Annotated in this window: 27 protein-coding genes; 9 read left to right on the forward strand and 18 right to left on the reverse strand. The window is 69.6% G+C overall.

Annotation, left to right across the window (positions count from 1 at the left end; genetic code table 11):
- The first annotated feature begins 4 nt into the window (after nucleotides 1-4).
- Nucleotides 5-763 (forward strand): endonuclease/exonuclease/phosphatase family protein, encoded by a 759-nt coding sequence (locus tag E5S66_RS11535; protein ID WP_138349401.1) that lies wholly within the window; start codon nucleotides 5-7, stop codon nucleotides 761-763.
- Between the two features lie 7 nt (nucleotides 764-770).
- Here the strand turns inward: E5S66_RS11535 and E5S66_RS11540 are convergent, their stop codons facing one another.
- Nucleotides 771-1,571, reverse strand: a complete 801-nt coding sequence (locus E5S66_RS11540) for a sulfite exporter TauE/SafE family protein (RefSeq protein ID WP_138349402.1) — start codon at nucleotides 1,569-1,571, stop codon at nucleotides 771-773.
- 49 nt (nucleotides 1,572-1,620) lie between these two features.
- On the opposite strand from E5S66_RS11540, the gene E5S66_RS11545 reads away from it, so the two are divergent.
- Both E5S66_RS11545 and E5S66_RS11550 read left to right on the forward strand, forming a co-directional pair.
- On the forward strand, nucleotides 1,621-3,687 hold the full coding sequence (locus E5S66_RS11545) for a lytic transglycosylase domain-containing protein (protein WP_138349404.1): 2,067 nt from the start codon (nucleotides 1,621-1,623) through the stop codon (nucleotides 3,685-3,687).
- 24 nt (nucleotides 3,688-3,711) lie between these two features.
- Complete coding sequence (locus E5S66_RS11550; protein ID WP_138349406.1) at nucleotides 3,712-4,953, forward strand: multifunctional CCA addition/repair protein; 1,242 nt, start codon at nucleotides 3,712-3,714, stop codon at nucleotides 4,951-4,953.
- Between the two features lie 76 nt (nucleotides 4,954-5,029).
- On the opposite strand, the gene E5S66_RS11555 is transcribed toward E5S66_RS11550, so the two are convergent.
- The 6 genes from E5S66_RS11555 to tsaD all read right to left on the reverse strand — a co-directional run bounded on the left by E5S66_RS11555 (nucleotide 5,030) and on the right by tsaD (nucleotide 9,314).
- Complete coding sequence (locus E5S66_RS11555; protein ID WP_138349407.1) at nucleotides 5,030-5,437, reverse strand: VanZ family protein; 408 nt, start codon at nucleotides 5,435-5,437, stop codon at nucleotides 5,030-5,032.
- A gap of 10 nt (nucleotides 5,438-5,447) precedes the next feature.
- A complete protein-coding gene (locus E5S66_RS11560) occupies nucleotides 5,448-6,638 on the reverse strand; it encodes a class I SAM-dependent methyltransferase (protein ID WP_246037218.1) in 1,191 nt (396 codons plus the stop codon).
- A complete protein-coding gene (locus tag E5S66_RS11565; RefSeq protein WP_212745352.1) occupies nucleotides 6,638-7,129 on the reverse strand; it encodes a 6-pyruvoyl trahydropterin synthase family protein in 492 nt (163 codons plus the stop codon). The genes E5S66_RS11560 and E5S66_RS11565 overlap by 1 nt, the downstream gene beginning before the upstream one ends.
- Nucleotides 7,126-7,830 carry an SDR family oxidoreductase gene (locus tag E5S66_RS11570; RefSeq protein WP_138349409.1) on the reverse strand — a complete coding sequence of 235 codons (705 nt, stop codon included), beginning with the start codon at nucleotides 7,828-7,830 and terminating at the stop codon, nucleotides 7,126-7,128. The genes E5S66_RS11565 and E5S66_RS11570 overlap by 4 nt, the downstream gene beginning before the upstream one ends.
- Nucleotides 7,827-8,186 carry a dihydroneopterin aldolase gene (gene folB / locus E5S66_RS11575; protein ID WP_028840256.1) on the reverse strand — a complete coding sequence of 120 codons (360 nt, stop codon included), beginning with the start codon at nucleotides 8,184-8,186 and terminating at the stop codon, nucleotides 7,827-7,829. The genes E5S66_RS11570 and folB overlap by 4 nt, the downstream gene beginning before the upstream one ends.
- A gap of 111 nt (nucleotides 8,187-8,297) precedes the next feature.
- Complete coding sequence (gene tsaD, locus E5S66_RS11580) at nucleotides 8,298-9,314, reverse strand: tRNA (adenosine(37)-N6)-threonylcarbamoyltransferase complex transferase subunit TsaD (protein WP_138349411.1); 1,017 nt, start codon at nucleotides 9,312-9,314, stop codon at nucleotides 8,298-8,300.
- Nucleotides 9,315-9,404: 90 nt separating this feature from the next.
- Between tsaD and rpsU the strand changes: the two genes are divergently transcribed.
- The 4 genes from rpsU (at nucleotide 9,405) to dnaG (ending at nucleotide 12,488) form a co-directional block, all read left to right on the forward strand.
- Nucleotides 9,405-9,620 (forward strand): 30S ribosomal protein S21, encoded by a 216-nt coding sequence (rpsU, locus tag E5S66_RS11585; protein WP_028840254.1) that lies wholly within the window; start codon nucleotides 9,405-9,407, stop codon nucleotides 9,618-9,620.
- A gap of 114 nt (nucleotides 9,621-9,734) precedes the next feature.
- Nucleotides 9,735-10,181 carry a GatB/YqeY domain-containing protein gene (locus E5S66_RS11590; protein ID WP_138349413.1) on the forward strand — a complete coding sequence of 149 codons (447 nt, stop codon included), beginning with the start codon at nucleotides 9,735-9,737 and terminating at the stop codon, nucleotides 10,179-10,181.
- A gap of 54 nt (nucleotides 10,182-10,235) precedes the next feature.
- Nucleotides 10,236-10,733, forward strand: a complete 498-nt coding sequence (locus E5S66_RS11595; protein WP_138349415.1) for a GNAT family N-acetyltransferase — start codon at nucleotides 10,236-10,238, stop codon at nucleotides 10,731-10,733.
- 21 nt (nucleotides 10,734-10,754) lie between these two features.
- Nucleotides 10,755-12,488, forward strand: coding sequence for a DNA primase (gene dnaG, locus E5S66_RS11600; protein ID WP_138349417.1), 1,734 nt, complete (start codon nucleotides 10,755-10,757; stop codon nucleotides 12,486-12,488).
- A 3-nt stretch (nucleotides 12,489-12,491) separates the two neighbouring features.
- On the opposite strand, the gene ada is transcribed toward dnaG, so the two are convergent.
- From ada to E5S66_RS11630, 6 genes are all read right to left on the reverse strand, one after another.
- Nucleotides 12,492-13,343, reverse strand: coding sequence for a bifunctional DNA-binding transcriptional regulator/O6-methylguanine-DNA methyltransferase Ada (gene ada, locus E5S66_RS11605; protein ID WP_138349419.1), 852 nt, complete (start codon nucleotides 13,341-13,343; stop codon nucleotides 12,492-12,494).
- 62 nt (nucleotides 13,344-13,405) lie between these two features.
- Nucleotides 13,406-14,050, reverse strand: coding sequence for a DNA oxidative demethylase AlkB (alkB, locus tag E5S66_RS11610; protein ID WP_138349421.1), 645 nt, complete (start codon nucleotides 14,048-14,050; stop codon nucleotides 13,406-13,408).
- Nucleotides 14,047-14,976 (reverse strand): heme o synthase, encoded by a 930-nt coding sequence (cyoE, locus tag E5S66_RS11615; protein WP_138349423.1) that lies wholly within the window; start codon nucleotides 14,974-14,976, stop codon nucleotides 14,047-14,049. Before cyoE ends, alkB begins: the two co-directional genes overlap by 4 nt.
- A gap of 2 nt (nucleotides 14,977-14,978) precedes the next feature.
- Complete coding sequence (locus E5S66_RS11620; protein WP_246037226.1) at nucleotides 14,979-16,127, reverse strand: COX15/CtaA family protein; 1,149 nt, start codon at nucleotides 16,125-16,127, stop codon at nucleotides 14,979-14,981.
- A 12-nt stretch (nucleotides 16,128-16,139) separates the two neighbouring features.
- Nucleotides 16,140-16,727 (reverse strand): hypothetical protein, encoded by a 588-nt coding sequence (locus tag E5S66_RS11625; protein WP_138349427.1) that lies wholly within the window; start codon nucleotides 16,725-16,727, stop codon nucleotides 16,140-16,142.
- On the reverse strand, nucleotides 16,724-17,488 hold the full coding sequence (locus tag E5S66_RS11630) for an SURF1 family protein (RefSeq protein ID WP_138349429.1): 765 nt from the start codon (nucleotides 17,486-17,488) through the stop codon (nucleotides 16,724-16,726). Before E5S66_RS11630 ends, E5S66_RS11625 begins: the two co-directional genes overlap by 4 nt.
- Nucleotides 17,489-17,548: 60 nt before the next feature.
- Between E5S66_RS11630 and E5S66_RS11635 the strand changes: the two genes are divergently transcribed.
- Nucleotides 17,549-17,776 carry a twin transmembrane helix small protein gene (locus tag E5S66_RS11635; RefSeq protein ID WP_028840246.1) on the forward strand — a complete coding sequence of 76 codons (228 nt, stop codon included), beginning with the start codon at nucleotides 17,549-17,551 and terminating at the stop codon, nucleotides 17,774-17,776.
- Between the two features lie 66 nt (nucleotides 17,777-17,842).
- On the opposite strand, the gene E5S66_RS11640 is transcribed toward E5S66_RS11635, so the two are convergent.
- The 5 genes from E5S66_RS11640 to coxB are packed head-to-tail and all read right to left on the reverse strand — an operon-like array spanning nucleotide 17,843 to nucleotide 22,114.
- Nucleotides 17,843-18,733: a cytochrome c oxidase subunit 3 gene (locus E5S66_RS11640; RefSeq protein WP_138349431.1), complete on the reverse strand. Its 891-nt coding sequence runs from the start codon at nucleotides 18,731-18,733 to the stop codon at nucleotides 17,843-17,845.
- Nucleotides 18,734-18,764: 31 nt separating this feature from the next.
- Nucleotides 18,765-19,343, reverse strand: a complete 579-nt coding sequence (locus E5S66_RS11645; protein WP_138349433.1) for a cytochrome c oxidase assembly protein — start codon at nucleotides 19,341-19,343, stop codon at nucleotides 18,765-18,767.
- Entirely contained in the window at nucleotides 19,340-19,477 is a 138-nt protein-coding gene (locus E5S66_RS13585; protein WP_171033547.1) for a hypothetical protein, read from the reverse strand. The genes E5S66_RS11645 and E5S66_RS13585 overlap by 4 nt, the downstream gene beginning before the upstream one ends.
- 19 nt (nucleotides 19,478-19,496) lie before the next feature.
- A complete protein-coding gene (gene ctaD / locus E5S66_RS11650) occupies nucleotides 19,497-21,119 on the reverse strand; it encodes a cytochrome c oxidase subunit I (RefSeq protein WP_138349435.1) in 1,623 nt (540 codons plus the stop codon).
- A gap of 29 nt (nucleotides 21,120-21,148) precedes the next feature.
- Nucleotides 21,149-22,114, reverse strand: a complete 966-nt coding sequence (coxB, locus tag E5S66_RS11655; RefSeq protein ID WP_138349437.1) for a cytochrome c oxidase subunit II — start codon at nucleotides 22,112-22,114, stop codon at nucleotides 21,149-21,151.
- Nucleotides 22,115-22,390: 276 nt separating this feature from the next.
- Between coxB and putA the strand changes: the two genes are divergently transcribed.
- On the forward strand, nucleotides 22,391-25,606 hold the full coding sequence (gene putA / locus E5S66_RS11660) for a bifunctional proline dehydrogenase/L-glutamate gamma-semialdehyde dehydrogenase PutA (RefSeq protein ID WP_171033548.1): 3,216 nt from the start codon (nucleotides 22,391-22,393) through the stop codon (nucleotides 25,604-25,606).
- Nucleotides 25,607-25,711: the final 105 nt, after the last annotated feature.

The following is a 25,711-nucleotide window of genomic DNA, read 5'->3' on the forward strand; positions in this document are numbered from 1 at the left end:
CGCCATGCACAACCGCCGGCTGCGCCTGCTGAGCGCGAACATCCAGGCCGGCTCCAGCACGCGCGGCTATCACGACTACGTCGCGCGCAGCTGGTCGCACGTGCTGCCGGCAGGCAACAAGCGCGGCGCGCTGGACACCATCGCCGAACTTGCCGGCCGCCACGACATCGTCGGCCTGCAGGAGGCCGATCCCGGCAGCCTGCGTTCGGGCTTCACCAACCAGACCCACTACCTGGCCGAACGCGCCGGCTTCGCCTACTGGAGTCACCAGCCCAACCGCAGCGTGGCCGGGGTGGCCTCCAGCGCCAACGGCCTGCTCAGCCGGCTGGAACCGCGGCTGGTCGAGGACCACCCGCTGCCCGGCCGGGTCAAGGGCCGCGGCGTGCTTACCGCCACCTTCGGCGAGGGCCGCGACGCGCTGACCGTCGCGGTGGCGCATCTCTCGCTGGGCAGCCAGTCGCGGCGCTCGCAGATCGACTTCATCGCCGACATCCTCGCCGGCCTGCCGCACGCGGTGCTGATGGGCGACTTCAACTGCGATCCGGAGCAGCCGGAGATGCAGCAGCTGTATCGCAAGACCCGGCTGCAGCCGCCCGACCGCTGCGTGCCCACCTTCCCCTCGTGGCGTCCGCAGCGTGCCATCGACCACATGCTGGTGACCCCGGCGCTGGCGCTGGCGACGATGCAGGCGCTGCCCGCCGCGCAGTCCGACCACCTGGCGCTGTCGGTGGAGCTGGACGTGCCGGAAGCGGCGCTGCGCTGAAGCGGCGCTAGAGCGCGCTGTACGCGAACGCGCAGCCAACCACCAACAGGAACACCGCGAATACCCGCTTCAACGCCGGCCCGCTCAGCGCATGCGCCAACCGCGTGCCCAGCGGCGCCGCCAGCACCGAGGCCAGCGCCACGCCGATCGCCGCCGGCAGATAGACATAGCCCATCGCCCCCGCCAGCGGCAGCGCGTCCGCCGGCGCCTGCAATGCGTAACCCAGCGCGCTGCCCAGGCCGATGAAGATGCCGCAGGCGGACGAGGTGCCCACCGCGCGCACCGGCGCCACCCCGCGCCAGACCAGCAACGGCACGGTCAGGCTGCCGCCGCCGATGCCGACGATCGCCGACACGATGCCGATCCCGCCGCCGGCCAGCGTGTAGCCGGGGCCTTGCGGCACCAGCGCGGCATCGCCGCCCGACTTCGGCTGCACCAGCAACATCTGCGCGGCCACGATCCAGCAGTAGCCCGCCACGCACCAGCGCAACACGTTGCCGTCCAGCGCGATGGCGAAGCGGCTGCCCAACCAGCCGCCCAGCAGCACGCCCGGCACCATCCACGCCACCGTCGGCCACAGCACGCTGCCGCGGCGGTGGTGCGCGCGTGCCGACGAGGCGGCGGTCAGCACGATGCTGGCCAATGAACTCGCCAGCGCCGCGTGCATTGCCGCGTCCGCCGGCACGCCTTGGGTCGGCAGCAACCATGCCAGTGCACCCACCAGCACCAGTCCGCCGCCGATGCCCAGCAGCCCGGCCAGCACGCCGGCGCAGGCGCCCAGCGCCAGGTAAAGAAGCAGCAAAGACATCGCGCACCATCGAAAAAGACGTTCATCGATGCTCGGCTATAGTCGGGCGATGCACAAGATCGCGCCTTCGCTGCTGCTGTTGTCGTCGCTGGTTGCCGGCACCGCCACCGTCCACGCACAGTCGCCCACGCCGCGCCCGGCGCCGCTGTTGCAACCGGCGCCGGTGCGGATCGCACCGTCCGACCCGGCACTGCGGGCCGCCTTCGACAGCGCCGCCAGCAGCAGCGGGCTGGATGATCTGGCGCTGGCCGGCTTCTCCAGCCAGCCGCTGGCCGGCTGGCTGGAATACGTGGCCCTGCGCGGGCGCATGGATACGCTACCGCTGGCGCGCGGCAATGCCTTCCTGGCGGCACGCCGCGGCGAGCCGGTGGCCACGGCCTTCCGCACCGACTGGCTCAACGCGCTGGCCCGTCGCAACGAATGGCAGGCCTTCCTCGACCAGTGGGATGCCAGCATCGACGGCGCCGCGCTGCGCTGCCTGCGCCTGCAGGCGTTGATGGCGGTCAATCGCGCGGATGCTCAATGGACTGCCGACGCACAGGCGTTGTGGCGCAGCAGCGGCCGCTCGCTGCCGGCGCAGTGCGACGCGCCGTTCGCGCTGCTGACTGCAAAAGGTGGCCTGACGGATGCGCTGCGCTGGGAGCGCTTCGACCTTGCCGCCGCCGATGCGCAAGTCGGAGTGATGCGCGCGATCGCCGCCGGCCTGCCCACTGCCGATGCGGCCCTGGCGCTGCAGTACGCGGCCTATCTGGATGCACCGGAGGCCGCCGTGGACGGGTGGCCGAAGACTGCACGCAGCCGGCTGGTGGCTTCGACCGCGCTGGCGAAACTCGCCAAGACCGATCCGGACCGCGCCGAAGCGCTGCTGCCCGGCGTCGCGCAGGCGCTGGCGTTCGACGAAGCCGGCCGCAGTCGCGTGCTGTACCAGGTCGCACTGTGGACGGCGGCGTCCTACCTGCCGGAGTCCGCGCGCCGCCTCGCCAGCGTCCCGGCGTCGGCCTACGACGACAGCCTGCACGAATGGCGGGTGCGCGAAGCGCTGTCGCGCAGCGACTGGGCCGCTGCGCTGGCCGCGATCAGGCGCATGCCGGACGCGCAGCGCAACGACTCGCGCTGGCTGTATTTCGCCGCCCGCACCAGCGAGCTGACCGGCGATACGGCCGGCGCCAGGTCGCTGTACGCGCAGGCCGCGCGCAAACCCGACTTCCACGGCTTCCTCGCCGCCGACCGCCTCGAACAGCCGTACGCCCTGTGTCCGTGGCTGCCGGCGCCGACGCCGGCGCTGAAGCAGGCGGTGGCCCGCGATCCGAACATCATCCGCGCCGTGCAGCTGTTCCAGCTCGACCGCAGGGGCTGGGCCGCGCGCGAATGGAACGCCGCGCTGGCGCGCTTCAGCGACGAACAGCGGCGGCTGGCGGTGGAGGTGGCGCAGGACAACGGCTGGTTCGACCGCGGCGTGTTCGGCCTGGTCAACGTCGATGGCAAGCGCTACCCGGAAGAGCAGCGCCTGTACCGGCTGCGCTTCCCGCTGCACCACGACGCCACGATCCGCCGCGAAGCCGCACGCAACGGCCTCGATCCGGCGTGGGTAGCGGCGGAGATCCGCGCCGAAAGCGTGTTCGACCCGAACGCCCGCTCCGGCGCCGACGCGCGCGGGCTGATGCAGGTGCTGCCGGCCACCGGCGCGGCGGTCGCGGCGAAGACCGGCCTGCCGTGGCGCGGCGCCGAGGGCCTGTTTGATCCCGACCTCAACATCGCCATCGGCAGCGCCTACCTGCGCCAGTTGATGGACCGCTACGGCGGCAAGCCGTACCAGGTGATCGCCGGCTACAACGCCGGCCCGACCCCGCTGAACCGCTGGGTGTCGCAGCGCCCGGCGATGGACCCGGATTTGTGGATCGAGACCATCAGCTACAAGGAAACTCGCGAATACGTGGCACGCGTGCTCAGCTTCAGCACGATCTACGACTGGCGTCTGGACGGCAGCGCGCAGCGACTGACCGACCGCATGCTCGGCCTCGCCAGCGGCCAGCGCAAAGCGTTTGCCTGCCCGGCGGAACCGAGCGCCGCACCTGCCGCGGCGACAAAACACGCACCGGCGAAGCGCCGCAGGTAAGGCAGCTCGGGCATCATCGGCGACATGACCGCGCTTCCCGAGACCGTTAAAACCTACCTCGTCGGCGGCGCCGTACGCGACGCGCTGCTCGGCCTGCCGGCGGGCGACCGCGATTTCGTGGTGGTCGGCGCCGGCGTGCAGGAGATGCTGGATGCCGGCTTCCGCCAGGTTGGCCGCGACTTCCCGGTGTTCCTGCATCCTGATACCGGCGAGGAACACGCGCTGGCCCGCACCGAGCGCAAGTCCGGGCGCGGCTACACCGGCTTCGTGGTGCATGCCGACCCGTCGGTGACGCTGGAGGACGACCTGCGCCGCCGCGACTTCACCATCAATGCCATCGCCCGCGCCGAAGACGGCACCCTGGTCGATCCGTTCGACGGCGCGCGCGACATCGAAGCGCGCGTGCTGCGCCACGTCGGCGAGGCGTTCGTCGAAGACCCCTTGCGGGTGCTGCGCGCGGCGCGTTTCATGGCGCGCTTCGCGCCGCTGGGTTTCACCGTCGCCCCGGAGACGCTGGCGCTGATGCGGCAGATGGCCGCCAGCGGCGAGCTGGCCGAGCTGGTGCCGGAACGGGTCTGGCAGGAGCTGGCGAAGGCGTTGCGCGCCGCCGCCCCCGGCGCCTTCCTGCGCACCCTGCGCGAGGCCGACGCCCTGCGCGCGGTGCTGCCGGAAGTCGATGCGCTGTACGGCGTGCCGCAGCGCGCGGAATACCACCCGGAAATCGATACCGGCCTGCACTGCGAGCTGGTCTGCGACATGGCCGCCCGCCTCGCGCCCGGCGACGACCTGATCGGCTACGCCGCGCTGTGCCACGATCTCGGCAAGGCGCTCACCCCCGCGGACATGCTGCCGAAGCACCTGATGCACGAGCAGCGCGGGGTCGCCCCCGCCATCGCCATGAGCCAGCGGTTGAAGGTGCCGAACGAACACCGCGAACTGGCGGTGGCCTGCTGCCGCGAGCACCTCAACGTCCACCGGATCGCCGAACTGAAGGCCGCAACCGTGGTTGATCTGATCGCCCGCTGCGACGGCTTCCGCAAGCCGGCCCGCATCGACCAGCTCGCCAGCGTCTGCGAAGCCGACGCGCGCGGCCGTACCGGCCTGGCCGAAGCCGACTATCCGCAGGCCGACACCCTGCGCCACCTGCACGCGGCGGCGATGGCGGTGCGCGGCGCGGACATCGCCGCGCAGGGCGTCACCGGCCCGGCCTTCGGCGAAGTGCTGCGCAAGGCGCGGATCGCCGCGATCGCCGCAGCGCGCGGCTGAGCCGGCATTGCAACGCTCCTCCGCGAACCGTCCGCCCCCGATCCAACGCAGCTGCGCGCGCAGCGGCCGCCGTTCGTCAGCCGCCTCGGTCCAGCCGCAGCAGCGCATCGCGCAGCGGCGTGAATGCGCTGGCCAACCCGATCAGGACGCCGAAGGTATTGGCCAGCGCGTCGTTGCGATCCAGCATCCGCCCCAGCTTCATCGACGCCTGCAGGTATTCCAGCCCGACCCCCAGCAGCACCAGCAGCAGGCAGATGAAGCCCCACGACAGCCGCCGCGCGAACAGCTGCACCGCCCCCGCGGCCAGCACGGCGTAAGCGACGAAATGCTCCATTTTGTCGCTGACCGGCAGCGGCGGCAGGTCCTTGCCCGGCAGCAGCGAGCCGATCACCACGATGGCGATCGCCAGCATCCACAATCCCGCCCACAGCCACGGCCGCTTGAACGGCTTCAGCGAACGGCCGATGCGCGGCGCGCGACTCATCGGCAGTGACTCACAGGCGATGGCTCAGGTCGCCGACCAGGAACGCGGCGTCGAGTTCGACGCCGCGCTGGAAGCCGATCGCCTGGAAGCGCTCGCCCATCTCGCTGGGCAGGGTCAGCACCTTGGCCTGCTGGCGCAGGTTGTGGCGCGCCACTTCATCGGCGGTCTGCGCCTCGGCGGCGGCAAGATTTTCCTGCAACCGGTTGCCGAGCAGGAAGCTGGCCTGCGAGCAGTAGCCGGAAAATTCGAAGCCCGCGCCCACGCCGGCTTCGGCCAGCGCGGTGAAATCCACCGAGGCGGTGATGTCCTGCAAGCCGGGCCAGGCGAACACGTCATTGGTGACGTGGTGCTGGCGGAACGCCCGCAGGGTGCCGTCGTCGCGGTCGGGCTGGTAGTACTCGCTGCGCGCATAGCCGTAGTCGATGAACAGCAGCGCGCCGTTGCGCAGGCCGCCGGCCACCGCCGGCAGCCAGTACGGCAGCTGCGCCAGCACCTCGCTGCGGTAGCCATCGGCAAACGGTGCCGGCAGCTGCGATTCGATCCGGCGCACCGCCGCCGACAGCATTGCATCCGCCGGCTGTTCGCTGCGGACAAAGCGGCCTTCGCCGTCCAGCGTCACGCATTCCTCCAACACTTCGCCATTGCGGATGGCGAAGCGCGGGGCCGGCAACGCATCGATCACTTCGTTGGCGAACAGCACGCCATCCCACGGCTGCGCAATCGGCCCGTCCAACCATTCCACCCGTGCGAACAGCTCCGCCGGCAGCCGTGCCTGCAGCCGCTCGCGCTGGCGCTGGCGCAGGTCGGCGCTGGGCTCCAGGATCGCGTAGCGCGCCGGCAGCACGCCATCGGCCTGCAGCTTCTCCAGGCAGGCTTCGGCGAACGCACCGCTGCCGCCGCCCACTTCCATGAACACCGCGCCCTTGCCGGCCTGGCGCAGCGCCGGCGCCAGCGCGTCCGCCACGCAGGCGCAGAACAGCGGAGAGCGCTCCGGCGCGGTGGTGAAGTCGCCGCCGGGGCCGAACTTGTGCGCGCCGGCGCTGTAGTAGCCCAGCCCCGGCGCGTACAGCGCCAGCTCCATGAACTTCCAGAACGGAATGCGCCCGCCGGCGGCGATGATCTGTTCCTGGATCACCTCGCGCAGGTGCGCGCTGTGCGCCTGCGCGTCGGCGGACGGCATCGGCAGGGTGGAAGCGGCCATCAGTCGAGCTCCATGCGCCGGCCGGCGCTCTGTCCCGGTCCGGAAAACACCCGTACCTCGATCGCCGCGATGGCGTGCGCGCGCAGCGCGTCGCGGTCCTCGCACAGCCGCTGCAGGAACCAGTACGCGAACTCCTCCAGCGTGGCGTTCTCGATCGGCAGCAGCAGCACGTCGCCGCGCAGGAACGGGATGCACTGGCCATTGAAGTGCGCGTGCACGTGTTCGCCCGCTTCCTCGATGCGCAGGTACTTCGAGCGCGTCGGCAGGATCGTCCACTCGTTCAGTTCGCGGCACAGCGCGACGATGCGGTCCTTGTATATGCCGTAGTCGAAGCACATGCCGTTACCCAGCATGCGCGCGTGGATGTCGACCTCGACGGTGAAGTTGTGGCCGTGCAGGCGCTCGCGTTCGGTCGCGTTGAAGATGGTGAAATGCGCCGCCGAGAACTTCATGTTCTGCTTGGCCAGGCGGATGACGACGGACGGGCTCACGGGAAATCCGCCTCGCCGATGTCGCCCAGCTGCGGCCGCATCAGGATGTCCTCCACCACCGTGCGCGCCGACAGCGACCACGCCGCCCACGCCATTTCCGCCACGTCCGCGGCCGGCATCAGCCGTTCCGGCGGCAGCGGCACGCCGTCCCACGATGCGGTCAGGGTCGCGCCCGGCAGCAGCGCCACCACGCGCACGCCGTGCGGCTTCATTTCCTCGCGCAGGTTGCGCGAAAAGCCGTACAGCGCGTGCTTGGCGATGCTGTAGGAACCGCCGTTCGGATAGGCGGCGATGGACGCGGTGCTGCACACGTTCAGCACCATGCCGCTGCGCCGCTCGACCATCTTCGGCAGCAGCCGCCTGGTCAGCCGGTAGGCACCGAACAGGTTGGCCTGCAGCATGTCCAGCAGGGCGTCGTCGTCCTCGCCGGCGATCCCGCCGGGCCGGAACGCGCCGGCATTGTTCACCAGCAGGTCGATGGCGCCGTGCTGCGCGAGGACGTCGCGTGCCAATGCATCCACGGCGTCGCCGTCGCGCATGTCGCAGGCATGGCATTCGACCTGCGGCAGCGCGGCACGCAGTTCATCAAGGCCTTCCTGCCCACGTGCGCAGGCGATCACGGTGGCGTCTTCGCGGGCGAAGCGTTCGACGATGGCGCGGCCGATCCCGCGCGAGGCGCCGGTCACCAGCACCACGCTCATGCAAAACTCCCGCGCTCGATCTCCACGCCCACCGCGGCGGCGTTCGCCAGCGCGTCCGGCTTGGACAACTTCAGCCGCACCGCCTTGGCCCCGAATTCGGTCAGGATCAGGTCGGCGCAGCATTCGGCCAGCGTTTCCACCAGCATGAAGTCGGTCTGGGCCACGTAGTCGGCCAGCCGCAGGCTCACCGCCTCGTAGTCCAGCGCATCGGCCAGGGTGTCGCTGCTGGCGGCGATGCGGTTGTCGAAGCGCATGCGGATGTCCAGCAGCACCGGCTGGGTGGCGTGGCGCTCGCGGTCATGCACGCCGATCAGGGCGTCCAGGCGCAGGCCTTCGATGAAAACGGTATCTGTCATGGGCGTGTTCGCGTATCCCGGGGAACCGGATACCGCGGCGGAATGGGGATTGGATGCACAGCTTAACAACCCGTCCGTGCGCGCCGCCGCCGGCGCGCAGCGCCCGCCCGCTCACACCGCCGCGAGCGTCGCCATGTCCCAGCGCGGCACCGCGCGGATCGCGGCATCGTCGTGCTGGCCGGCGGCCAGCCGCAGGGCGCCGGCGAACGCGATCATCGCGCCGTTGTCGGTGCACAGCGCCGGGCGCGGGAAGCACGCCCGGCCACCGCGTTTTTCGCACATCTCCACCAGCTTGGCGCGCAGCCGCCGGTTGGCACCCACGCCACCGGCCACGATCAGGGTGTCGGTGCCGGCCGCATCCAGCGCGCGGCCACACTTGATCGCCAGCGTGTCCACCACCGCGTCCTCGAAGCCGCGGGCGATGTCGGCGCGGGTCTGCTCGGACTGGTCGCTGTCGCGCCACGCCAGCAGCACCTGCGTCTTCAGGCCGCTGAAGCTGAAATCCAGCCCCGGCCGGTCGGTCATCGGCCTCGAGAATCTGAATTTTCCCGGCACGCCCTGCTCGGCCAGTTTGGCCAACTGCGGTCCGCCCGGGTACGGCAGGCCCATCATCTTGGCGGTCTTGTCGAAGGCCTCGCCGGCGGCGTCGTCCAGGGTTTCGCCCAGCAGCCGGTAGCTGCCGATCGCCTCCACCGCCACCAGCTGGGTGTGCCCGCCGGACACCAGCAGGGCGACGAACGGGGGCTGCGGCGCGTCTTCCTCGATCAGCGGCGCCAGCAGGTGGCCTTCCATGTGATGCACGCCGATCGCCGGCACGTCCAGCGCCCACGCCAAAGAACGGGCCACGCCCGCGCCGACCAGCAGCGCGCCCACCAGCCCGGGCCCGGCGGTATAGGCCACGCCGTCGATGTCGGCGGTGGACAGGCCGGCTTCGGCCAGGGTCTGGCGGATCAGCGGCAGCAGCTTGCGCACGTGGTCGCGGCTGGCCAGTTCCGGCACCACCCCGCCGTATTCGGCATGCAGGGCGATCTGGCTGTAGACCGCATGGGCGCGCAGGCCGCCCGCGCCGGTGTCGTAGACCGCGACGCCGGTTTCGTCGCAGGAAGATTCGATGCCGAGGACGTTCATCCCCCTATCTTGCGCCGAAAGCCGGGCTGCTGCTATCATGCGCGGCTCGCCCACTTGTCCGGGCGAACTCTCCAGCCACGAGATTCCCCGATGCCCGCCGTCAAAGTCCGCGAAAACGAACCCTTTGAGTTTGCCCTGCGCCGCTTCAAGCGCACCTGCGAGAAGGCCGGCGTGCTGGCCGAAACCCGCAAGCGCGAGTTCTACGAGAAGCCGACCCAGGAGCGCAAGCGCAAGGCCGCTGCCGCCGTGAAGCGCCAGGCGCGCCGCAGCTCGCGCGACGTCACCAAGCGCCAGCGCCTGTACTGAGCGCGGTGGTTGGCTGCGGAAGCCGGCACGCGCGAGCGTGGCCGGCTTTTCGCGTTTCTGCATTCCAGTTTCTTGTGAAGCACGCCCGATGAAACACGCCCGATGGAGCACGCCATGAGCCTCAAACAGCAGCTCACCGATGACATGAAGGCCGCGATGAAGGCCGGCGAAAAGGATCGTCTGGCCGTCATCCGCCTGATCAACGCCGCCATCAAGCAGAAGGAAGTGGATGAGCGCGTGGAGATGACCGACCCGCTGGTGCTGGCCGTACTGGAAAAGATGGTCAAGCAGCGCAAGGACTCGATCACCCAGTACGAAGGTGCCGCCCGCGAAGACCTTGCCGCGATCGAGCGCTACGAGCTGGGCGTGATCGATGCCTACCTGCCGGCCAAGCTGGACGAGGCCGCGATCCAGGCCGAGATCGACAAGGCGATGGCCGCCACCGGCGCGGCTTCGGCTGCCGACATCGGCAAGCTGATGGGCGTGCTGAAGCCGGCGCTGGCGGGCCAGGCCGACATGGGCCTGGTGTCGAAGCTGGTGAAGCAGAAGCTGGCGCCGTAAACCAACGGGTGTTCCTGCCCCACCAAGGGCTGCGCTTGCCGGTACCCTGACGCCATGAACAACGCCCTCCTCTCGATCCGCCCCGCCACCCCGGACGACGTGCCGGTGATCCGCCAGCTGATCGCCGAACTGGCCGAGTACGAACGGCTGGCGCATGCCGCCGTGGCCACCGACGACGACCTGCGCACGCAGCTGTTCGGCGAGCGTCCGGCTGCCGAGGTGCTGATCGGCGAAATCGACGGCACGCCCGCCGGCTTCGCCCTGTTCTTCCACAACTTCAGCACCTTCCTCGGCAAGCGTGGCCTGTATCTGGAAGACCTGTTCGTGCGCCCGTCCTACCGCGGCAGCGGCCTCGGCAAGCACCTGATGGCCGCGCTGGCGCGGATCGCCGTGCAGCGCGACTGCGGCCGCTTCGAATGGAGCGTGCTGGACTGGAACGAACCCGCCATCGGCTTCTACCGCAGCATCGGTGCCACCGGCATGGACGAATGGACCGTGCAGCGGCTGGAGGGCGCGGCGCTGCACGCGCTTGCCGCCCGCGACGAGCTGTGAGCCGGGCCACCGGCTAGCGCAATGGCCCGCATCCCCGACGCCTTCATCGATGACCTGCTGGCCCGCTCCGACATCGTCGAAGTGGTCGGCGCGCGGGTGCCGCTGAAGCGGCAGGGCAAGGAATACGCGGCGCGCTGCCCGTTCCACGACGAGCGCAGCGCCAGCTTCACGGTCTCGCCGACCAAGCAGTTCTACCACTGCTTCGGCTGCGGCGCACACGGCACCGCGATCAGCTTCCTGATACAGTACGACCGGCTGGAATTCCTCGACGCGGTCGAGGAACTGGCCCGGCGCGTCGGCCTGGAAGTGCCGCGCGATACCGCACAGCGCAACGCCAACCCCGAGACCCGCGACCTGTACGGCGCGATGGAAGCGGCCTCCACCTTCTTCCGCACCCAGCTGGCGCGCAGCGACAAGGCGCGTGCCTACGTGGACAAGCGCGGCATCGCCGCGGAGATCGTCGAGCGCTATGCCATCGGCTATGCGCCGGACGGCTTCTCCGGACTGCGCGACGCGCTGGGCAGCGACCCGCAGCGCATGCAGCTGCTGGAGCGCGGCGGGCTGTTCTCGAAGAACGACAAGGGCCACGTCTACGACAAGTTCCGCGACCGGCTGATGTTCCCGATCCACGACCGCCGCGGGCGCACGATTGCTTTCGGCGGCCGCGTGATCGATCCCGAGGACTCGCCGAAATACCTCAACTCGCCGGAAACCCCGCTGTTCCACAAGGGCCGCGAGCTGTACGGGCTGTGGCAGGCCAAGCAGGCCAACCAGAAGCTGGAGCGGCTGATCGTGGTCGAGGGCTACATGGACGTGGTGGCGCTGGCCCAGTACGGCGTGTCGCAGGCGGTGGCCACGCTGGGCACCGCGACCACGCCGGACCACGCCGAGCTGCTGTTCCGCAGCGCGCCGGACGTGTATTTCTGCTTCGACGGCGACCGCGCCGGCCGCAGCGCCGCGTGGAAAGCGCTGGAGTCGGTGCTGCCGCGCATGAAGGATGGCCGGCAGGCGCTGTTCCTGTTCCTGCCCGACGGCGAGGACCCGGATTCGATCGTGCGCCAGGAAGGGGCGGATGGTTTCGACGCGCGCCTGCGCGCGGCCACGCCGCTGTCGGAGTTCTTCTTCGCCCAGCTCTCGGCCGACGTGAACCTGTCCAGCCTCGACGGCAAGGCGCGTCTGGCCGAGCGTTGCAAACCGCTGCTGGCACAAATTCCCGACGGCGCGTTCGGCGACCTGATGCGCCAGCGCCTGACCGAACTCACCGGCGTCGGCGCGCGCGCCAGCACGCCGCAAACGCACGTGCCGACCAAGCGTGCCAGCGCGCAAATGCGCGGACAGCCGGCACAAAAACCCAGTTTGATCCGCAGTGCCATCACCCATCTGCTGCACCGCCCCGGCTTCGCGCTGGCGCTGCAGCCGCCCTATCGCTTCGCCGTGCTGCGCCAGCCCGGGATCGAGCTGCTGTCCGAACTGGTGCTGTTGGTGCACGAGCGCCCGGACATCACTACCGGCCTGCTGCTGGAACACTTCGCCGAGCGCGAGGAAGCCGCTGCGCTACAAAAACTGGCGGTTCTGGAGCTGCCCGGCGAGGAGGATGTACTTCGCCAAGCCTTTATCGACAACATTGAACGACTTGATGCTGAGGCCCTTGGACAGCGCCGCGAGGAATTGCAGCAGCAGCAGCGCGACGGCAGCCTGGGCGACGCGGAAAAGCAGGAACTGCGCGCACTGCTGCAGGCGATGCTGCAGCGCTGAGACTCACTCGGTGCCGCGCTCGCGCGCCAGCAATTGCTGCTTGCGCGCGATTCCCCAGCGATAGCCGGACAGCGCGCCGTCGCTGCGCACCACCCGATGGCAGGGAATCGCCACCGCCAAGGTGTTGGCCGCGCAGGCCTGCGCCACCGCGCGCACGGAGGTCGGCCTGCCGATGCGCGCGGCGATCTCGGCGTAGCTGACCGTCGCCCCCGCCGGCACCTTGCGCAATGCCTCCCACACCCGCTGCTGGAACGCGGTGCCGCGGATGTCCAGCGGCAGATCCAGGCCCAGCCCCGGTGCTTCCACGAAGCCGATGACCTGGGCCACCAGCCGCTCGAATCCGGGATCGCCGCCGACCAGTTCCGCGCGCGGGAAGCGTTCCTGCAGTTCGCGCAGCAAGGCTTCGGGGTCATCGCCCAGCGAGATCGCGCACAGGCCACGCCCGCTGCGCGCCACCAGGATCGCGCCCAGCGCGCACTGGGCGATGGCGAACTCGATCCGTGCATCCGCGCCGCCGTCGCGGTACTGCGCCGGCTTCATGCCCAGCAATGCGTCGGCGCTGTCGTAGAAGCGGCTGCTGGCGTTGAAGCCGGCATCGAACGCGGCATCGACCACCCGCGCGCCCGGCCTCGCCAGCGCATCGCGCAGCGCCCTGCCGCGCCGGGCCTGCGCGTAGGCGCGCGGCGTCAGCCCGGTGACGGCCTTGAACAGGTGGTGGAAGTGATGCGGGCTGAGCCCCGCCTCGCGCGCCAGCACGTCCAGCGCCGGCGGCGTATCGGCCTGCTCGATGCGGCGGCAGGCGGCGGCGACCAGGGCGGCATCGCGGCGGGTCTTGGCGGTGGCGGAAGCGTGCATGGCGCAACTGTAGTCCGGCACCGCGCGGCGCACATCCCGGTTCTTGCGCAGCCCGGGCTGGTTCAGCGCACCTTGCGGAAGGTCAGGTTGAGCCGGCACTCGCCGGTGGCGGGATGCAGGCCCGGCGACACCGGCAGCACGCCGTGGAAGCGCATGCGATCCGCGCCGCCCCAGACCACCACGTCGCCGTGCATGAGCGGCACCCGCACGGTCTTGTCGCCGCGGGCGAAGCCGCCGAACAGGAAGGTGGCCGGCAGTCCCAGCGACACCGACACGATCGGCGCCACCCGGTCATCCTCGTCGCGATCCTGATGCAGCGACAGCCGGGTGCCCGGCGCGTAGCGATTGAGCAGGCAGGCATCGGGCCGGTAGCCGGGAAACCCCGCCGCTTCCGCGGCTTCGCCGGCGAGCGCGAGGAAGGCTGGCGGGAACGCGGGCCACGGCCGGGCCGTCTGCGGATCGTTGGGGTCGTAGCGGTAGCCGCGGCGGTCGCTGCACCAGCCGAAGCGGCCGCAGTTGCTCATCGCCACCTGCATCACGTGTCCGCCCGGCGTGACCAGATGACGCAGCGGCGCGGCGGCAAGGACCGCATCGATCCCGGCCAGCAGCGCCTCCGCGAACGGCAGCGCGAAGCCGTGCAGCACGCGGGCCTGCGGCCCCAGCGCGGTGCTGCGGCCCTGCACCTGCGCGGCGAACAGATCGCTCACGGTGCGGGCGCGAACTCCAGCGCGGGCGCGGCGTCGAACAGCGGCAGCAGCCAGTGGTCGACCAGCAGGAAGGCGAACAGCGCCATCAGGTAGACGATAGAATAGCGGAACGTGCGCATGGCGAAGAACTCGTCCGGCGGGTCCAGCAGCTTCCACGCGTACCACAGGAACACCGCGCCCAGCACCAGCGCACCGGCGAGGTAGAACACGCCGCTCATGCGGGTGGCCCAGGGCAGCACGGTCACCACCACCAGCAGCACCGTGTACAGCAGGATCTGCCAACGCGTGTAGGTCACGCCGTGGGTCACCGGCAGCATCGGCACCAGCGCGCGCGAATAGTCCTCGCGGCGGAAGATCGCCAGCGCCCAGAAATGCGGCGGCGTCCACACGAAGATGATCAGCACCAGCAGCAGCGCATATGCCCAGTCCCATTCGCGCTGCATGCCGGTGACCGCAGCCCAGCCCAGCAGCGGCGGCACCGCCCCGGCCAGCCCGCCGATCACGATGTTCTGCGGGGTGGCGCGCTTGAGGAAGCCGGTGTAGATGATGGCGTAGCCGATCAGCCCGGCGAAGCTCAGCAACGCGCAGATCCAGTTGACCCACAGCACCAGGATCAACATCGACCCCAGCCCGAGCAGCAGCGCGAAACCCAGCACCTGCCCCGGCCGCAGCGCGCCGGTGGCCAGCGGCCGTTCGGCGGTGCGCGCCATCAGTTTGTCGATGCGCGAATCCAGCAGGTGGTTGATCGCCGCGGCGCTGGCCGCCGCCATCCAGATGCCGATGCTGCCGGCCAGCAGCCGCGACCATGGCCACTCATCGCCGGGCCGGATCGCCAGCAGCATGCCGATGACCGCGGTGAACACGATCAACGCCACGATCCGCGGCTTGGTGACCGCCCAGTACTGCCTCCACAGCGGCCAGGTCATGCTCAGGCCTCCGGCAGGCGCAGCCGCGCCAGCAGGGTGACCAGCACGAACAGCAGCGCCACTGCGCCGGCGTTGTGCAGCACCGCGATCTTCAGCGGCAGCGACAGCACCACATTGGCAATGCCCAGCCCGAACTGGGCGCAGACCAGCACCGCCAGGGTGCTGCCCCAGCCGCGCAGTCCGGGGGTGCGCAGCAGGCGCACGGCCATGAACAGCAGGTAGCAGGCCACCACCACCGCCATCATCCGGTGCGCCAGCTGGATCGCCACGCGCGCGGCGTTGTCGAGGATGCCGCCTTCGTAATCCACGCCGATGCCGCGCCACAGCACGAAGCCTTCGGTGAAGTCATGCGCCGGCCACCACGCGCCCGCGCACTTGGGGAAATCGGTGCCGCAGGCCAGCGCCGCGTAGTTGGCCGACGTCCAGCCGCCCAGCGCGATCTGCACCGCCAGCAGCGCCAGGCCGATGCCAAGCAACAGCCGCAGCTTGCGCGCATCGCCGCTGACGATGGGGATGCCGGTGGCGCGCCACGCGATCCACACCAACAGCGCGAACGTGGTCAGCCCGCCCACCAGGTGCCCCATGACCACGATGGGCTTGAGCAGCCAAGTCACCGTCCACATGCCCAGCAGGGCCTGGAAGATGATCACCGCCAGGGTCAGGGTGCTGGCGCGCGCCAGATCCACGTTCGACCAGCGCAACACGCCGGCGAGCAGCAACGCCTCGCCCACCACCGCCAGCGCCGAAGCAGACACGTGCAGGCCGCGCATGTACAGCGGGATCGCCACCGCCACCGCGGTGGCCGCGCCGATCACGTGCAGCCAGCCGCGCGGCCGCCGGCGCGTGGCCAGCAGGGCCAGCGAGAGCACCAGCACGCCCAGCAGGCCGGCGATCATGCGGTGGAACTGTTCGCGCCAAGCCTTGCTGGGCTCCACCGGGCGGATCGCGGTGGCGACGTGGTCAACAATTTGATCCGCATGCGTCGGCCATGCCGCCTTGCCGTAGCAGGTGGGCCAGTCCGGGCAGCTCAGGCCGGCATTGGACAGCCGCACGAACGCGCCGAACACGATCACGCAGGTCGCCAGCAGCACCGCCAGCCAGGCGAGACGATGGAAGTGGCGATACAGATAGGCGGGCTGGGTGGTGGGCATCGCACTCATGGCTCAGTTGACCCTCAGCAGCCGCGCAAGGTCGCTGCGCAGGTCGCCCGGGTCGGAACCGCCAGCGTAACGCAGCACCACGAAACCATTGGGATCGACCAGCCAGACCGGATCGGTGCCGGCGGCGTCCTTGTCGCTGCGTGCCAGCACGCTGCGCAGGCGCGCATCGGCGCGGACCAGATGCACTTCGCGCAGGGTGGCCACTTCCACCGGCGCTGCGCCGGCCCAGAGCACGTGCACGCGGTCGGCGTTGCGGCCCATCAGCCGCCAGACCTTGTCCAGGTCGCCAAGCAGGCGCGTGCAGGCCTCGCGACGCGCGCCGTCGCAGTCGCGCGGCATCGCCACGATCCGCCAGGTGCCCGGCGCGTCGCGCCAGGCGTAGGCGCGACCATCGGCCAAGGTCGGCGAATACCCGCGCAGGTCGCCATAGGGCTGCAGCATCTCGCCCTTGTTGATCATCCCGGCCGGACGAAAGCCGGAAAACCGCAGCGCGCCAGCCACCAGCATGCCGCCGAAGAACATCCCCAGCACCACCAGCAGGGCGACGCGGTTGCGGCGTTGCACCGTACGCGCCGGATTGGATTCCGTCATTTCGCTTTCTTCTTCATTCTGAACGTGAGGGTGGCGGCGACGACCAGCACGGTCAGCGCCAGCCCGAACCATTGCACCGCATAGCCGAGATGACGCTCGGGCAGCATGGTGTTGGGCAGGATATCCAGATCGCGCTCGCCGGGCGCCGCCATCACCCCGGTATCGCCCGGTTCGCGCTGCGGGGCCAGCCGCAGCACGCGCGGTGCGATCGCCACCCGCAGCTCCAGCGCCTGCGCCAGTGCCGCCAATTCCATCCGCGAGGCCAGCCAGCGATCGCCGTCCTGCTTCGCCAGCGCGTCGCCATGGGCCAAACCGGGCGTCGGCGGCGGCGCCAGCAGGCCGCGCACGCCCTGCCCGATCCCGGCCGGGCATCCTGCTTGCGGCAGTTCGCGGCTGCCCGCCAGCGGCCACCAGCCTGCATCCACCAGCAGCGCCTGCGCGCCGTCGTCGGGCAGCAGCAGGCAGTACTGGCGCACGCCGACGCGGCCTTCGCGCTGCTGGCCATCCAGCCACACGGTGGCGGCTAGCAGGGTGCCGCGCCCGGCCGCCCAGTCGTAACCCTGTGCGCGCGCCGGATCGGAAGCCAGCAGCAGCGGCTGCGGATGCGCGTGATCCAGCGCTGCGGACGCCGCCGCCAGCATCGCCTGCTTCTCGTGCATGCGGCCCAGCTGCCAGCGCCCCAGCTGGGCGAAACCGGCCGCCACCAGCAGCGCCAGCAGCCACCAACCCAGCACTCTTCGCGCGCCGATATTCACCGCCATGCCCCCGGCTGCTGCGATAATGCGGCGCGGGCACAAGCTGCCCGGAACTTGGAGCAATGCATGAGCGATTCGCTGAAAACCCTGCTCATCGTCGGGATCCTGATCCTCATCCTGTGGAACCTGGGCGCGGGCCTGTACTACATGCTGGCCGACAAGGGGCAGACCAAGCGCACCGTGAATTCGTTGACCAAGCGCATCGTGCTGAGCATCGCGCTGATCCTGTTCGTCGTGCTGGCCATCCACCAGGGCTGGATCACGCCGCACGGGGTGGGTCGCAGCCCGGTCTGATCCAGCTGGCGCCCCAGAAACAAAGGCCGGCATTGCCGGCCTTTTGTCTGCTCGCCGCGAGGCTGGTTACAGCACGTAGACGAACAGGAACAGGCCCAGCCACACCACGTCGACGAAGTGCCAATACCAGGCCACCGCCTCGAACGCGAAGTGGTTGTCCCTGGTGAAATGGCCCTTGGCGCAGCGCAGCCACATCACCGCCAGCATGATCGTGCCGAGGGTGACGTGCGCGCCGTGGAAGCCGGTCAGCATGAAGAAGGTGGAGCCGTAGATGCCCGACCCCAGGGTCAGGTTCAGCTCGGTGTAGGCGTGGATGTATTCCTCGGCCTGGAAGAACAGGAACAGGCCACCCAGCAGCACGGTCAGGCCGAGGAACAGCAGCAGCGCGCCGCGCTTGCCGGCCTTCAGGGCGTGATGGGCGATGGTCACGGTGACACCGGAGGACAGCAGAATCAGCGTGTTGAGCAGCGGCAGGCCCCAGGCGGGCACGGTCTGGTAGCTGCCGCCGATATCGGCCGGGCCGTTGCTCGGCCAGCCGCCGGCGAAGCCCGGCCACAGCAGGCTGTTGGTCACCGCGCCGTGGCCTTCGCCGTTCAACCACGGCAGCGCGAACTGGCGGGCGTAGAACAGCGCGCCGAAGAACGCCGCGAAGAAGAACACTTCCGAGAGGATGAACCAGACCATGCCCATGCGGAAGGACACATCGACCTGCTTGTTGTAGTGGCCGGCCAGCGACTCGCGGATGACGTCGCCGAACCACTTGAACAGGATCGCCAGCAGGCCGGCGAGACCGACGAAGAACACGGTGCGTCCCCAGCTGACTTCGTTCAACCAGGTGGCGAAACCGACCATGGTGGTGAACAGGGCGACCGAGGCGAACAGCGGCCACTTGCTGCTGTGCGGGACGAAATAGGTGTCCTGGTCGTGGCTGCCTTGGGCGGCGTGGGCATTGGCCATGGCGATTTTCCGGTTGGGTCTTGGCGGAGGATCAGGGCGCGGAACGGACCGCGCCCGCGTGGCCCGTCGTTGCCGCGAGTGCGGCGGTCTGGGCGTCGTTCTTGTAGAAGGTGTAGGACAGGGTCAGCGTCTTCACCCCGGCCGGCAGCGCCGGATCGATGATGAAGCGCACCGGCATGTCGCGGGACTCGCCCGCCGCCAGCGTCTGCGCGGTGAAGCAGAAGCATTCGGTCTTGTTGAAATAGCCGGAGGCGCGCGCAGGTGCGACCGAAGGTACGGCGCTGCCGACGATCGCGCGGTCGGCGGTGTTGCGGGCGAAGTACAGGGCCTCGTACTGGCGGCCCAGCTGCACCCGCATTGTGCGCTGCTCGGGCGCGAACTTCCACGGCAGCTTCGAGTTGACGCCGCCATCGAACTGCACGGTCACCCAGCGCGCGTCGTCGCCTGCGGCAGTGGCGCCTTTCGCCGCCACCGGGCCCTGCTCCAGCCGCACCCCGAACACCTTCTCGCAGGCGATCCGGTACAGCGGCACCAGCGAGAAGGCGAAGCCGAACGCGGCCACCGCCACGCCGACCATCTTCCACACGCCGAAGGTGCGCGAGGCGCTCATCGCCCCGCCACCCCGGACAGGAAGAACAGCGCGTACACCGCCACCGCGATCACCGCGCAAAGCAGCGCGGTGCGGCGGGCGCGCTTGCGGCGCGCTGCCAGGGTGGGATCGACGGTGGCGGGATCGACGGGCATCTGCGCGTTCCGGGCGGCGTCAGTGGCTGACGTCGCCGTGGGCCAGGTCGCCGTCCTTGATCACCGGCGGACGCTCGAAGGTGTGGTGCGGGGCCGGCGACGGCACCGTCCACTCCAAGCCGCGCGCGCCTTCCCAGGCGCGGGCTTCCGCCACGGCGCCGTGCTTCTTCGAGCGCAGCAGCACGAAGGCCATCATGAACGGGGTGAGGAACATGCCGAACGCACCGATCGAGCTGATCAGGTTCCAGTCCGCGAACACCACGTTGTAGTCCGGGATGCGGCGCGGCATGCCGGCCAGGCCGAGGAAGTGCTGGGGGAAGAACAGCAGGTTGACGAACACCATGGTCCACCAGAAGTGGAACTTGGCCAGGCCTTCGCTGTACATGCGGCCGGTCCACTTCGGCCACCAGTAGTAGATCGCGGCGATGATCGCGAACAGCGCGCCGGTCACCAGCACGTAGTGGAAGTGCGCCACCACGAAGTAGGTGTCGTGGTACTGGAAGTCGGCCGGCACGATCGCCAGCATCAGGCCGGAGAAACCGCCGATGGTGAACAGCACCACGAACGAGATCGCCCACAGCATCGGCGCTTCGAAGGTCAGCGAACCGCGCCACATGGTGGTGACCCAGTTGAACACCTTCACCCCGGTCGGGATCGAGATCAGCATGGTGGCGAACATGAAGTAGACCTCGCCACCCAGCGGCATGCCCACCGTGAACATGTGGTGGGCCCACACGATGAACGACAGGAACGCGATCGCGGCGGTGGCGTACACCATCGCCTGGTAACCGAACAGCGGCTTGCGGCTGAAGGTCGGGATGATCTCCGACACGATGCCGAACGCCGGCAGGATCATGATGTAGACCTCGGGGTGCCCGAAGAACCAGAAGATGTGCTGGTACATCACCGGGTCGCCACCGCCGGCCGCGTTGAAGAAGCTGGTGGCGAAGAAGCGGTCGGTCAGCAGCATGGTCACCGCGCCCGCCAGCACCGGCATCACCGCGATCAGCAGGAACGCGGTGATCAGCCAGGTCCAGCAGAAGATCGGCATCTTCAGCAGGTCCATGCCCGGCGCGCGCATGTTGAGCACGGTGGCGATGATGTTGATCGCGCCCATGATCGAGCTGATGCCCATCATGTGGATGGCGAAGATCGCGAACGCCAGGTTGCTGCCGCCCTGCAGCGACAGCGGCGGGTACATGGTCCAGCCGCCGCCGGGCGCGCCGCCCGGCAGGAAGAAGGTCAGCAGCAGCAGCGCGAACGCGAACGGCATGATCCAGAAGGACCAGTTGTTCATGCGCGGCAGCGCCATGTCCGGCGCGCCGATCTGCAGCGGGATCATCCAGTTGGCCAGGCCGACGAAGGCCGGCATGATCGCGCCGAAGATCATCACCAGCGCGTGCATGGTGGTCAGCTGGTTGAAGAACTCGGGCTTGACGAACTGCAGGCCGGGGGTGGCCAGCTCGGTGCGGATGCCGACCGACAGCGCAGCGCCCACGATCGCCATCACGAAGGCGAACACCAGGTACAGCGTGCCGATGTCCTTGTGGTTGGTCGAGAAGAACCAGCGCTCGATGAAGCCCTGCTTGTGATGGCCGTGGGCGTCGTGCTGGCCGACGGCGTCTGGATGCGTGGCGGACATGGGGAAACCTTCTGGATGCGATGCGTGGATCAACCGGCCTGCGCGGCGGCGGGCTGGGCGGTTTGCGGGGCGGCGGCGGCGGTGGCCTCGGGCGCGGCTTCGGCGGCGGCCGGAGCGGCAGGCTCGGCTTCCGGGGCGGCCGGCGCCGGCATGGCAGGCTCGCGCTTTGCCTTCTCTTCGGCCAGCCACTGCGCGAACTCGGCCTTGCTCACGGCCTTCACCACGATCGGCATGAAGCCGTGGTCCTTGCCGCAGAGTTCGGCGCACTGGCCGCGGTAGATGCCCGGCTTCTCGATCTGCGCCCAGGCCTCGTTGACGATGCCCGGCACCGCATCCTGCTTCCAGCCCAGCGCCGGCACCCACCAGGAGTGGATGACGTCGTCGGCGGTCAGCACGAAGCGCACCTTGGTGTCGACCGGCAGCACCAGCACGTTGTCGACGTTCAGCAGGTAATGCGGGTCATCGGCCTCGGTCACGATCTTGCCGCTCTGGCGCAGTTCGTCGTGCTTGCGGTCGAGGCGGCTGGTGAAGGACACGTCTTCGCCCAGGTACTCGTACTTCCACATCCACTGATAGCCGGTGACCTTCACCGTCATCGCCGAATCGCGCACGTCGTACATGCGCATCAGGCCGCTGGTGGCCGGGAACGCAAGGCCGACCAGGATCAGCACCGGGATCGCCGTCCACATCGCTTCCAGCTTGGTGCTGTGGACGAAGCCGGTGTCCGCCACCGCGCCCTTGGACTTGCGGAACTTGAAGATGGCCACGGCCATGGCGCCGAATACCAGCACGCCGATCACCACGCAGACCCAGAGCACCACCATGTGTGCGTCATAGGCGGCCTGCGAGGTCGGGGTGACGCCCGGCCCCATGTTCAGCTGCCAGCGGTGCGGGTCGGCGGGACCGGCCGCGGCGTCCTGCGCCTGGACCGCCAGCGGCATCGCCACGGTCATCGCGGCGGCCAGCGCCAATTGTTTGAAACGACGGGATGTCATCACTCCGAGCCCCACATGTCCTGAATCGATTCCGGGATGGATGGCCGCGACACGGATTTCCGGGCTGCAGGGCAGCCTGGAGAACCGGATTCGCGCCCGACAGGTCGCCAGTAGACAGCAACCCGTTTTGACCTGGATCAAGTCCGCGCAGCGTTCGCGCCGGGACTTGACCTGAGTCAAAGATTACTGGCGCAGCGGGGCCACGGCAACCGGCGCATGTCCGTTTGGTGCGGTCGATCTACACTATGACCCCCTGCGAACACAGCCTGCGGGCGCATGAGCATCGATTCCCCAACCGTTTCCGTCGCCCACATCCTGTCCCCGGAGCTGGCCCCGCCCGCGCCGCCCACCCGCGCCGCGATCACCGCCGGCTGGATCCGCGACGAAGCCAGCCACGTGAACTGGCTGCTGGAGCAGGCCCGCCTGCCGGCCGCCGAACGCGACGCCGCGCAAGCGGTGGCCGCCGACCTGGTGCGCCGGGTTCGCGCCCGCGCGAAAAGCCAGGGCGTGGTGGAAGCCTTCATGCGCCAGTACGACCTCGGCAGCGAGGAAGGCGTGCTGTTGATGTGCGTGGCCGAAGCGCTGCTGCGCATCCCCGACCAGGGCACCGCCGACGCGCTGATCCGCGACAAGCTGGGCGATGCCAACTGGAAGCGCCACCTCGGCCAATCCGACTCGGTGCTGGTCAACGCCTCCACCTGGGGCCTGATGCTGACCGGCAAGCTGGTCGATCTGGCCGATGACACCAAACGCGATGCCCACGGCGCCTTCCAGCGCCTGGTCGGGCGCGCCGGCGAGCCGGTGATCCGGCTGGCGGTGCGCCAGGCGATGAAGATCATGGGCCACCAGTTCGTGCTGGGCCGGACCATCGACGAGGCGCTGGCGCGCAGCCGCAAGGGCGAGGGCGCGAACTACCGCTATTCCTTCGACATGCTGGGCGAGGGCGCGCTGACCACCAAGGATGCATTGCGCTACCAGGAGGCCTATCGCAGCGCGATCCACGCGATCGGCCGCGACTACGCGCCGCACCGCACGCAGGCGCCCGACGCGGTGTTCGGCGCGCCCAGCATCTCGGTCAAGCTGTCCGCCCTGCACCCGCGCTACGAGCATGCCAAGCGCGCGCGCGTGCTGGACGAGCTGGGGGGCCGCCTGCTGGAGCTCTCGCAGCTGGCCAAGCAGTACGACATCGGGCTGACCATCGACGCCGAGGAAACCGACCGGCTCGAACTCTCGCTGGACCTGATCTTCCAGGTGCTGGCGGACGCGTCGCTGGGCGGCTGGAACGGCTTCGGCATCGTCGTGCAGGCCTACCAGAAGCGCGCGCCGTTCGTGATCGACCACATCGCCGACATGGCCGGCCAGCTGGGCCGGCGCATCCCGGTCCGGCTGGTCAAGGGCGCCTACTGGGATGCCGAGATCAAGCGCGCGCAGATGGACGGCCAGGCCGGCTATCCGCTGTTCACCCGCAAGCAGAACACCGACGTCAGCTACATCGCCAATGCGCGCCGGCTGCTCGATGCGGGCGATGCGATCTACCCGATGTTCGCCACCCACAACGCGCAGACCATCGCCACCGTGCATCGGTTGGCGCGGGCGATGCGCGGCCGCCGCGACTTCGAGTTCCAGAAGCTGCACGGCATGGGCGACGACCTGTACGCGGAGGTGATCCCGGCCGACCGCCTGGACGTGCCCTGCCGCGTGTACGCGCCGGTGGGCTCGCACGAAGACCTGCTGCCCTATCTGGTGCGCCGCCTGCTGGAGAACGGCGCCAACTCCAGCTTCGTCAACCGCATCACCGACGAGAGCATCCCGGTCGAAGAGCTGATCCGCGACCCGGTGGAGTTCGTGTCCTCGCTCGAGCACATCCAGCACCCCCGCATCCCGCTGCCGGTGGACCTCTACCGCAGCCAGAACCAGCACCGAGGCAATTCCATGGGCATCAACCTGGCCAACGACGACGCGCTGCGCGACCTTGCGGCGGCGATGAACAGCGCCGGCGCCGGCAGCTGGACCGCCAGCCCGCTGGTCGCCGGCACCCAGCCTGCCGGCGAGAAGATCGCGGTCACCAACCCGGCCGACCGCCGCGAAACGGTAGGCCACTGGCAGGCCAGCACCAGCGCCGACGTCGAGCGCGCGCTGGCCAACGCCGTGGCCGCGCAGCCCGGCTGGGACGCCACCCCGGCCAGTTCGCGCGCCGCCCTGCTGGAACACGCCGCCGACCTGCTGGAGGCGCGCATGCCGGCCTACATGGCGATGTGCACCAAGGAGGCCGGCAAGACCCTGGCCGACGGCATCGCCGAAGTGCGCGAGGCGGTGGATTTCCTGCGCTATTACGCATTACAGGCAAGGGAGCACTTCGCCCCGATCGCCCTGCCCGGCCCCACCGGCGAATCCAACCAGCTGCAGCTGGCCGGCCGCGGTGTGTTCGCCTGCATCAGCCCGTGGAACTTCCCGCTGGCCATCTTCCTCGGCCAGATCGCCGCCGCGCTGGCCGCCGGCAACACCGTGATCGCCAAGCCGGCGGAACAGACCAACCTGATCGGCTTTGCCGCGGTCAAGCTGATGCACGATGCCGGCATCCCGCAGGACGTGCTGCAGTACCTGCCCGGCGACGGCGCCACCGTCGGCGCCGCGCTGACCCGCGACCCGCGCGTGGCCGGCGTCTGCTTCACCGGTTCCACCGAAACCGCGCGCCTGATCAACCGCGCCCTGGCGAGCCGCGAGGCCGGCCCGATCGCCACCCTGATCGCCGAAACCGGCGGCCAGAACGCGATGATCGCCGACAGTTCCTCGCTGCCCGAACAGGTGGTCAAGGACGCGTTGGGCTCGGCCTTCACCTCCGCCGGGCAGCGCTGCTCGGCCGCGCGCGTGCTGCTGGTGCAGGACGACATCGCCGACAAGGTGATCGGGATGCTGGCCGGCGCGATGGCCGAGCTGAAGGTCGGCGATCCCGGCCTGCCGTCCACCGACGTCGGCCCGGTGATCGACACCGAGGCCAAGTGCGTGCTCGACGAGCACGCCGCGAAGATGCAGGGCTCGGCGAAGTTCATCGCCCGGGCCACGCTGGGCGAAGGCACCCAGCACGGCACCTTCTTCGCGCCGACGGCGTGGGAACTCAAGTCGATCGCCGAACTGGACCGCGAGAAATTCGGCCCGGCGCTGCACGTGGTGCGCTGGAAGGCCGACGAACTGGACGCGCTGATCGACACCATCAACGCCACCGGCTACGGCCTGACCCTGGGCATCCATTCCCGCATCGACGCCACCATCGACCGCATCGTGGCGCGCGCCAAGGTCGGCAACATCTACGTCAACCGCAACCAGATCGGCGCGGTGGTCGGGGTGCAGCCGTTCGGCGGCCAGGGCCTGTCCGGCACCGGCCCGAAGGCCGGCGGCCCGCACTACCTGCCGCGCTTCGCCACCGAGAAGACGGTGACCGTCAACACCACTGCCGCCGGCGGCAACGCTTCATTGCTGACGCTGGGCGACTGATCCGGCCGCGCACCCGGCAGATGATGGAAAACCCCGCCGCGGCGGGGTTTTCCATGTGCGCTTGGCGCAACGGGGCATCCTGCACCGCGCAAAAAGAAGCCCCGC

The organism is Thermomonas fusca (assembly GCF_005862345.1).
In the GTDB taxonomy this organism is placed as follows: domain Bacteria; phylum Pseudomonadota; class Gammaproteobacteria; order Xanthomonadales; family Xanthomonadaceae; genus Thermomonas; species Thermomonas fusca.

What these genes read in the sequence shown, in the direction of transcription:
- putA (WP_171033548.1), top strand. Translation starts at nt 22,391, where the DNA reads ATGAGCATCGATTCCCCAACCGTTTCCGTCGCCCACATCCTGTCCCCG.
- coxB (WP_138349437.1), bottom strand. Translation starts at nt 22,114, where the DNA reads ATGACATCCCGTCGTTTCAAACAATTGGCGCTGGCCGCCGCGATGACC.
- E5S66_RS11535 (WP_138349401.1), top strand. Translation starts at nt 5, where the DNA reads ATGCACAACCGCCGGCTGCGCCTGCTGAGCGCGAACATCCAGGCCGGC.
- ctaD (WP_138349435.1), bottom strand. Translation starts at nt 21,119, where the DNA reads ATGTCCGCCACGCATCCAGACGCCGTCGGCCAGCACGACGCCCACGGC.
- E5S66_RS11620 (WP_246037226.1), bottom strand. Translation starts at nt 16,127, where the DNA reads ATGCCCACCACCCAGCCCGCCTATCTGTATCGCCACTTCCATCGTCTC.
- dnaG (WP_138349417.1), top strand. Translation starts at nt 10,755, where the DNA reads ATGGCCCGCATCCCCGACGCCTTCATCGATGACCTGCTGGCCCGCTCC.
- E5S66_RS11545 (WP_138349404.1), top strand. Translation starts at nt 1,621, where the DNA reads ATGCACAAGATCGCGCCTTCGCTGCTGCTGTTGTCGTCGCTGGTTGCC.
- cyoE (WP_138349423.1), bottom strand. Translation starts at nt 14,976, where the DNA reads ATGACCTGGCCGCTGTGGAGGCAGTACTGGGCGGTCACCAAGCCGCGG.
- E5S66_RS11590 (WP_138349413.1), top strand. Translation starts at nt 9,735, where the DNA reads ATGAGCCTCAAACAGCAGCTCACCGATGACATGAAGGCCGCGATGAAG.
- E5S66_RS11555 (WP_138349407.1), bottom strand. Translation starts at nt 5,437, where the DNA reads ATGAGTCGCGCGCCGCGCATCGGCCGTTCGCTGAAGCCGTTCAAGCGG.
- E5S66_RS13585 (WP_171033547.1), bottom strand. Translation starts at nt 19,477, where the DNA reads ATGCCCGTCGATCCCGCCACCGTCGATCCCACCCTGGCAGCGCGCCGC.
- rpsU (WP_028840254.1), top strand. Translation starts at nt 9,405, where the DNA reads ATGCCCGCCGTCAAAGTCCGCGAAAACGAACCCTTTGAGTTTGCCCTG.
- E5S66_RS11625 (WP_138349427.1), bottom strand. Translation starts at nt 16,727, where the DNA reads ATGACGGAATCCAATCCGGCGCGTACGGTGCAACGCCGCAACCGCGTC.
- tsaD (WP_138349411.1), bottom strand. Translation starts at nt 9,314, where the DNA reads ATGAACGTCCTCGGCATCGAATCTTCCTGCGACGAAACCGGCGTCGCG.
- E5S66_RS11640 (WP_138349431.1), bottom strand. Translation starts at nt 18,733, where the DNA reads ATGGCCAATGCCCACGCCGCCCAAGGCAGCCACGACCAGGACACCTAT.
- ada (WP_138349419.1), bottom strand. Translation starts at nt 13,343, where the DNA reads ATGCACGCTTCCGCCACCGCCAAGACCCGCCGCGATGCCGCCCTGGTC.
- folB (WP_028840256.1), bottom strand. Translation starts at nt 8,186, where the DNA reads ATGACAGATACCGTTTTCATCGAAGGCCTGCGCCTGGACGCCCTGATC.
- E5S66_RS11595 (WP_138349415.1), top strand. Translation starts at nt 10,236, where the DNA reads ATGAACAACGCCCTCCTCTCGATCCGCCCCGCCACCCCGGACGACGTG.
- E5S66_RS11570 (WP_138349409.1), bottom strand. Translation starts at nt 7,830, where the DNA reads ATGAGCGTGGTGCTGGTGACCGGCGCCTCGCGCGGGATCGGCCGCGCC.
- E5S66_RS11630 (WP_138349429.1), bottom strand. Translation starts at nt 17,488, where the DNA reads ATGGCGGTGAATATCGGCGCGCGAAGAGTGCTGGGTTGGTGGCTGCTG.
- E5S66_RS11560 (WP_246037218.1), bottom strand. Translation starts at nt 6,638, where the DNA reads ATGGCCGCTTCCACCCTGCCGATGCCGTCCGCCGACGCGCAGGCGCAC.
- E5S66_RS11540 (WP_138349402.1), bottom strand. Translation starts at nt 1,571, where the DNA reads ATGTCTTTGCTGCTTCTTTACCTGGCGCTGGGCGCCTGCGCCGGCGTG.
- E5S66_RS11550 (WP_138349406.1), top strand. Translation starts at nt 3,712, where the DNA reads ATGACCGCGCTTCCCGAGACCGTTAAAACCTACCTCGTCGGCGGCGCC.
- E5S66_RS11645 (WP_138349433.1), bottom strand. Translation starts at nt 19,343, where the DNA reads ATGAGCGCCTCGCGCACCTTCGGCGTGTGGAAGATGGTCGGCGTGGCG.
- E5S66_RS11635 (WP_028840246.1), top strand. Translation starts at nt 17,549, where the DNA reads ATGAGCGATTCGCTGAAAACCCTGCTCATCGTCGGGATCCTGATCCTC.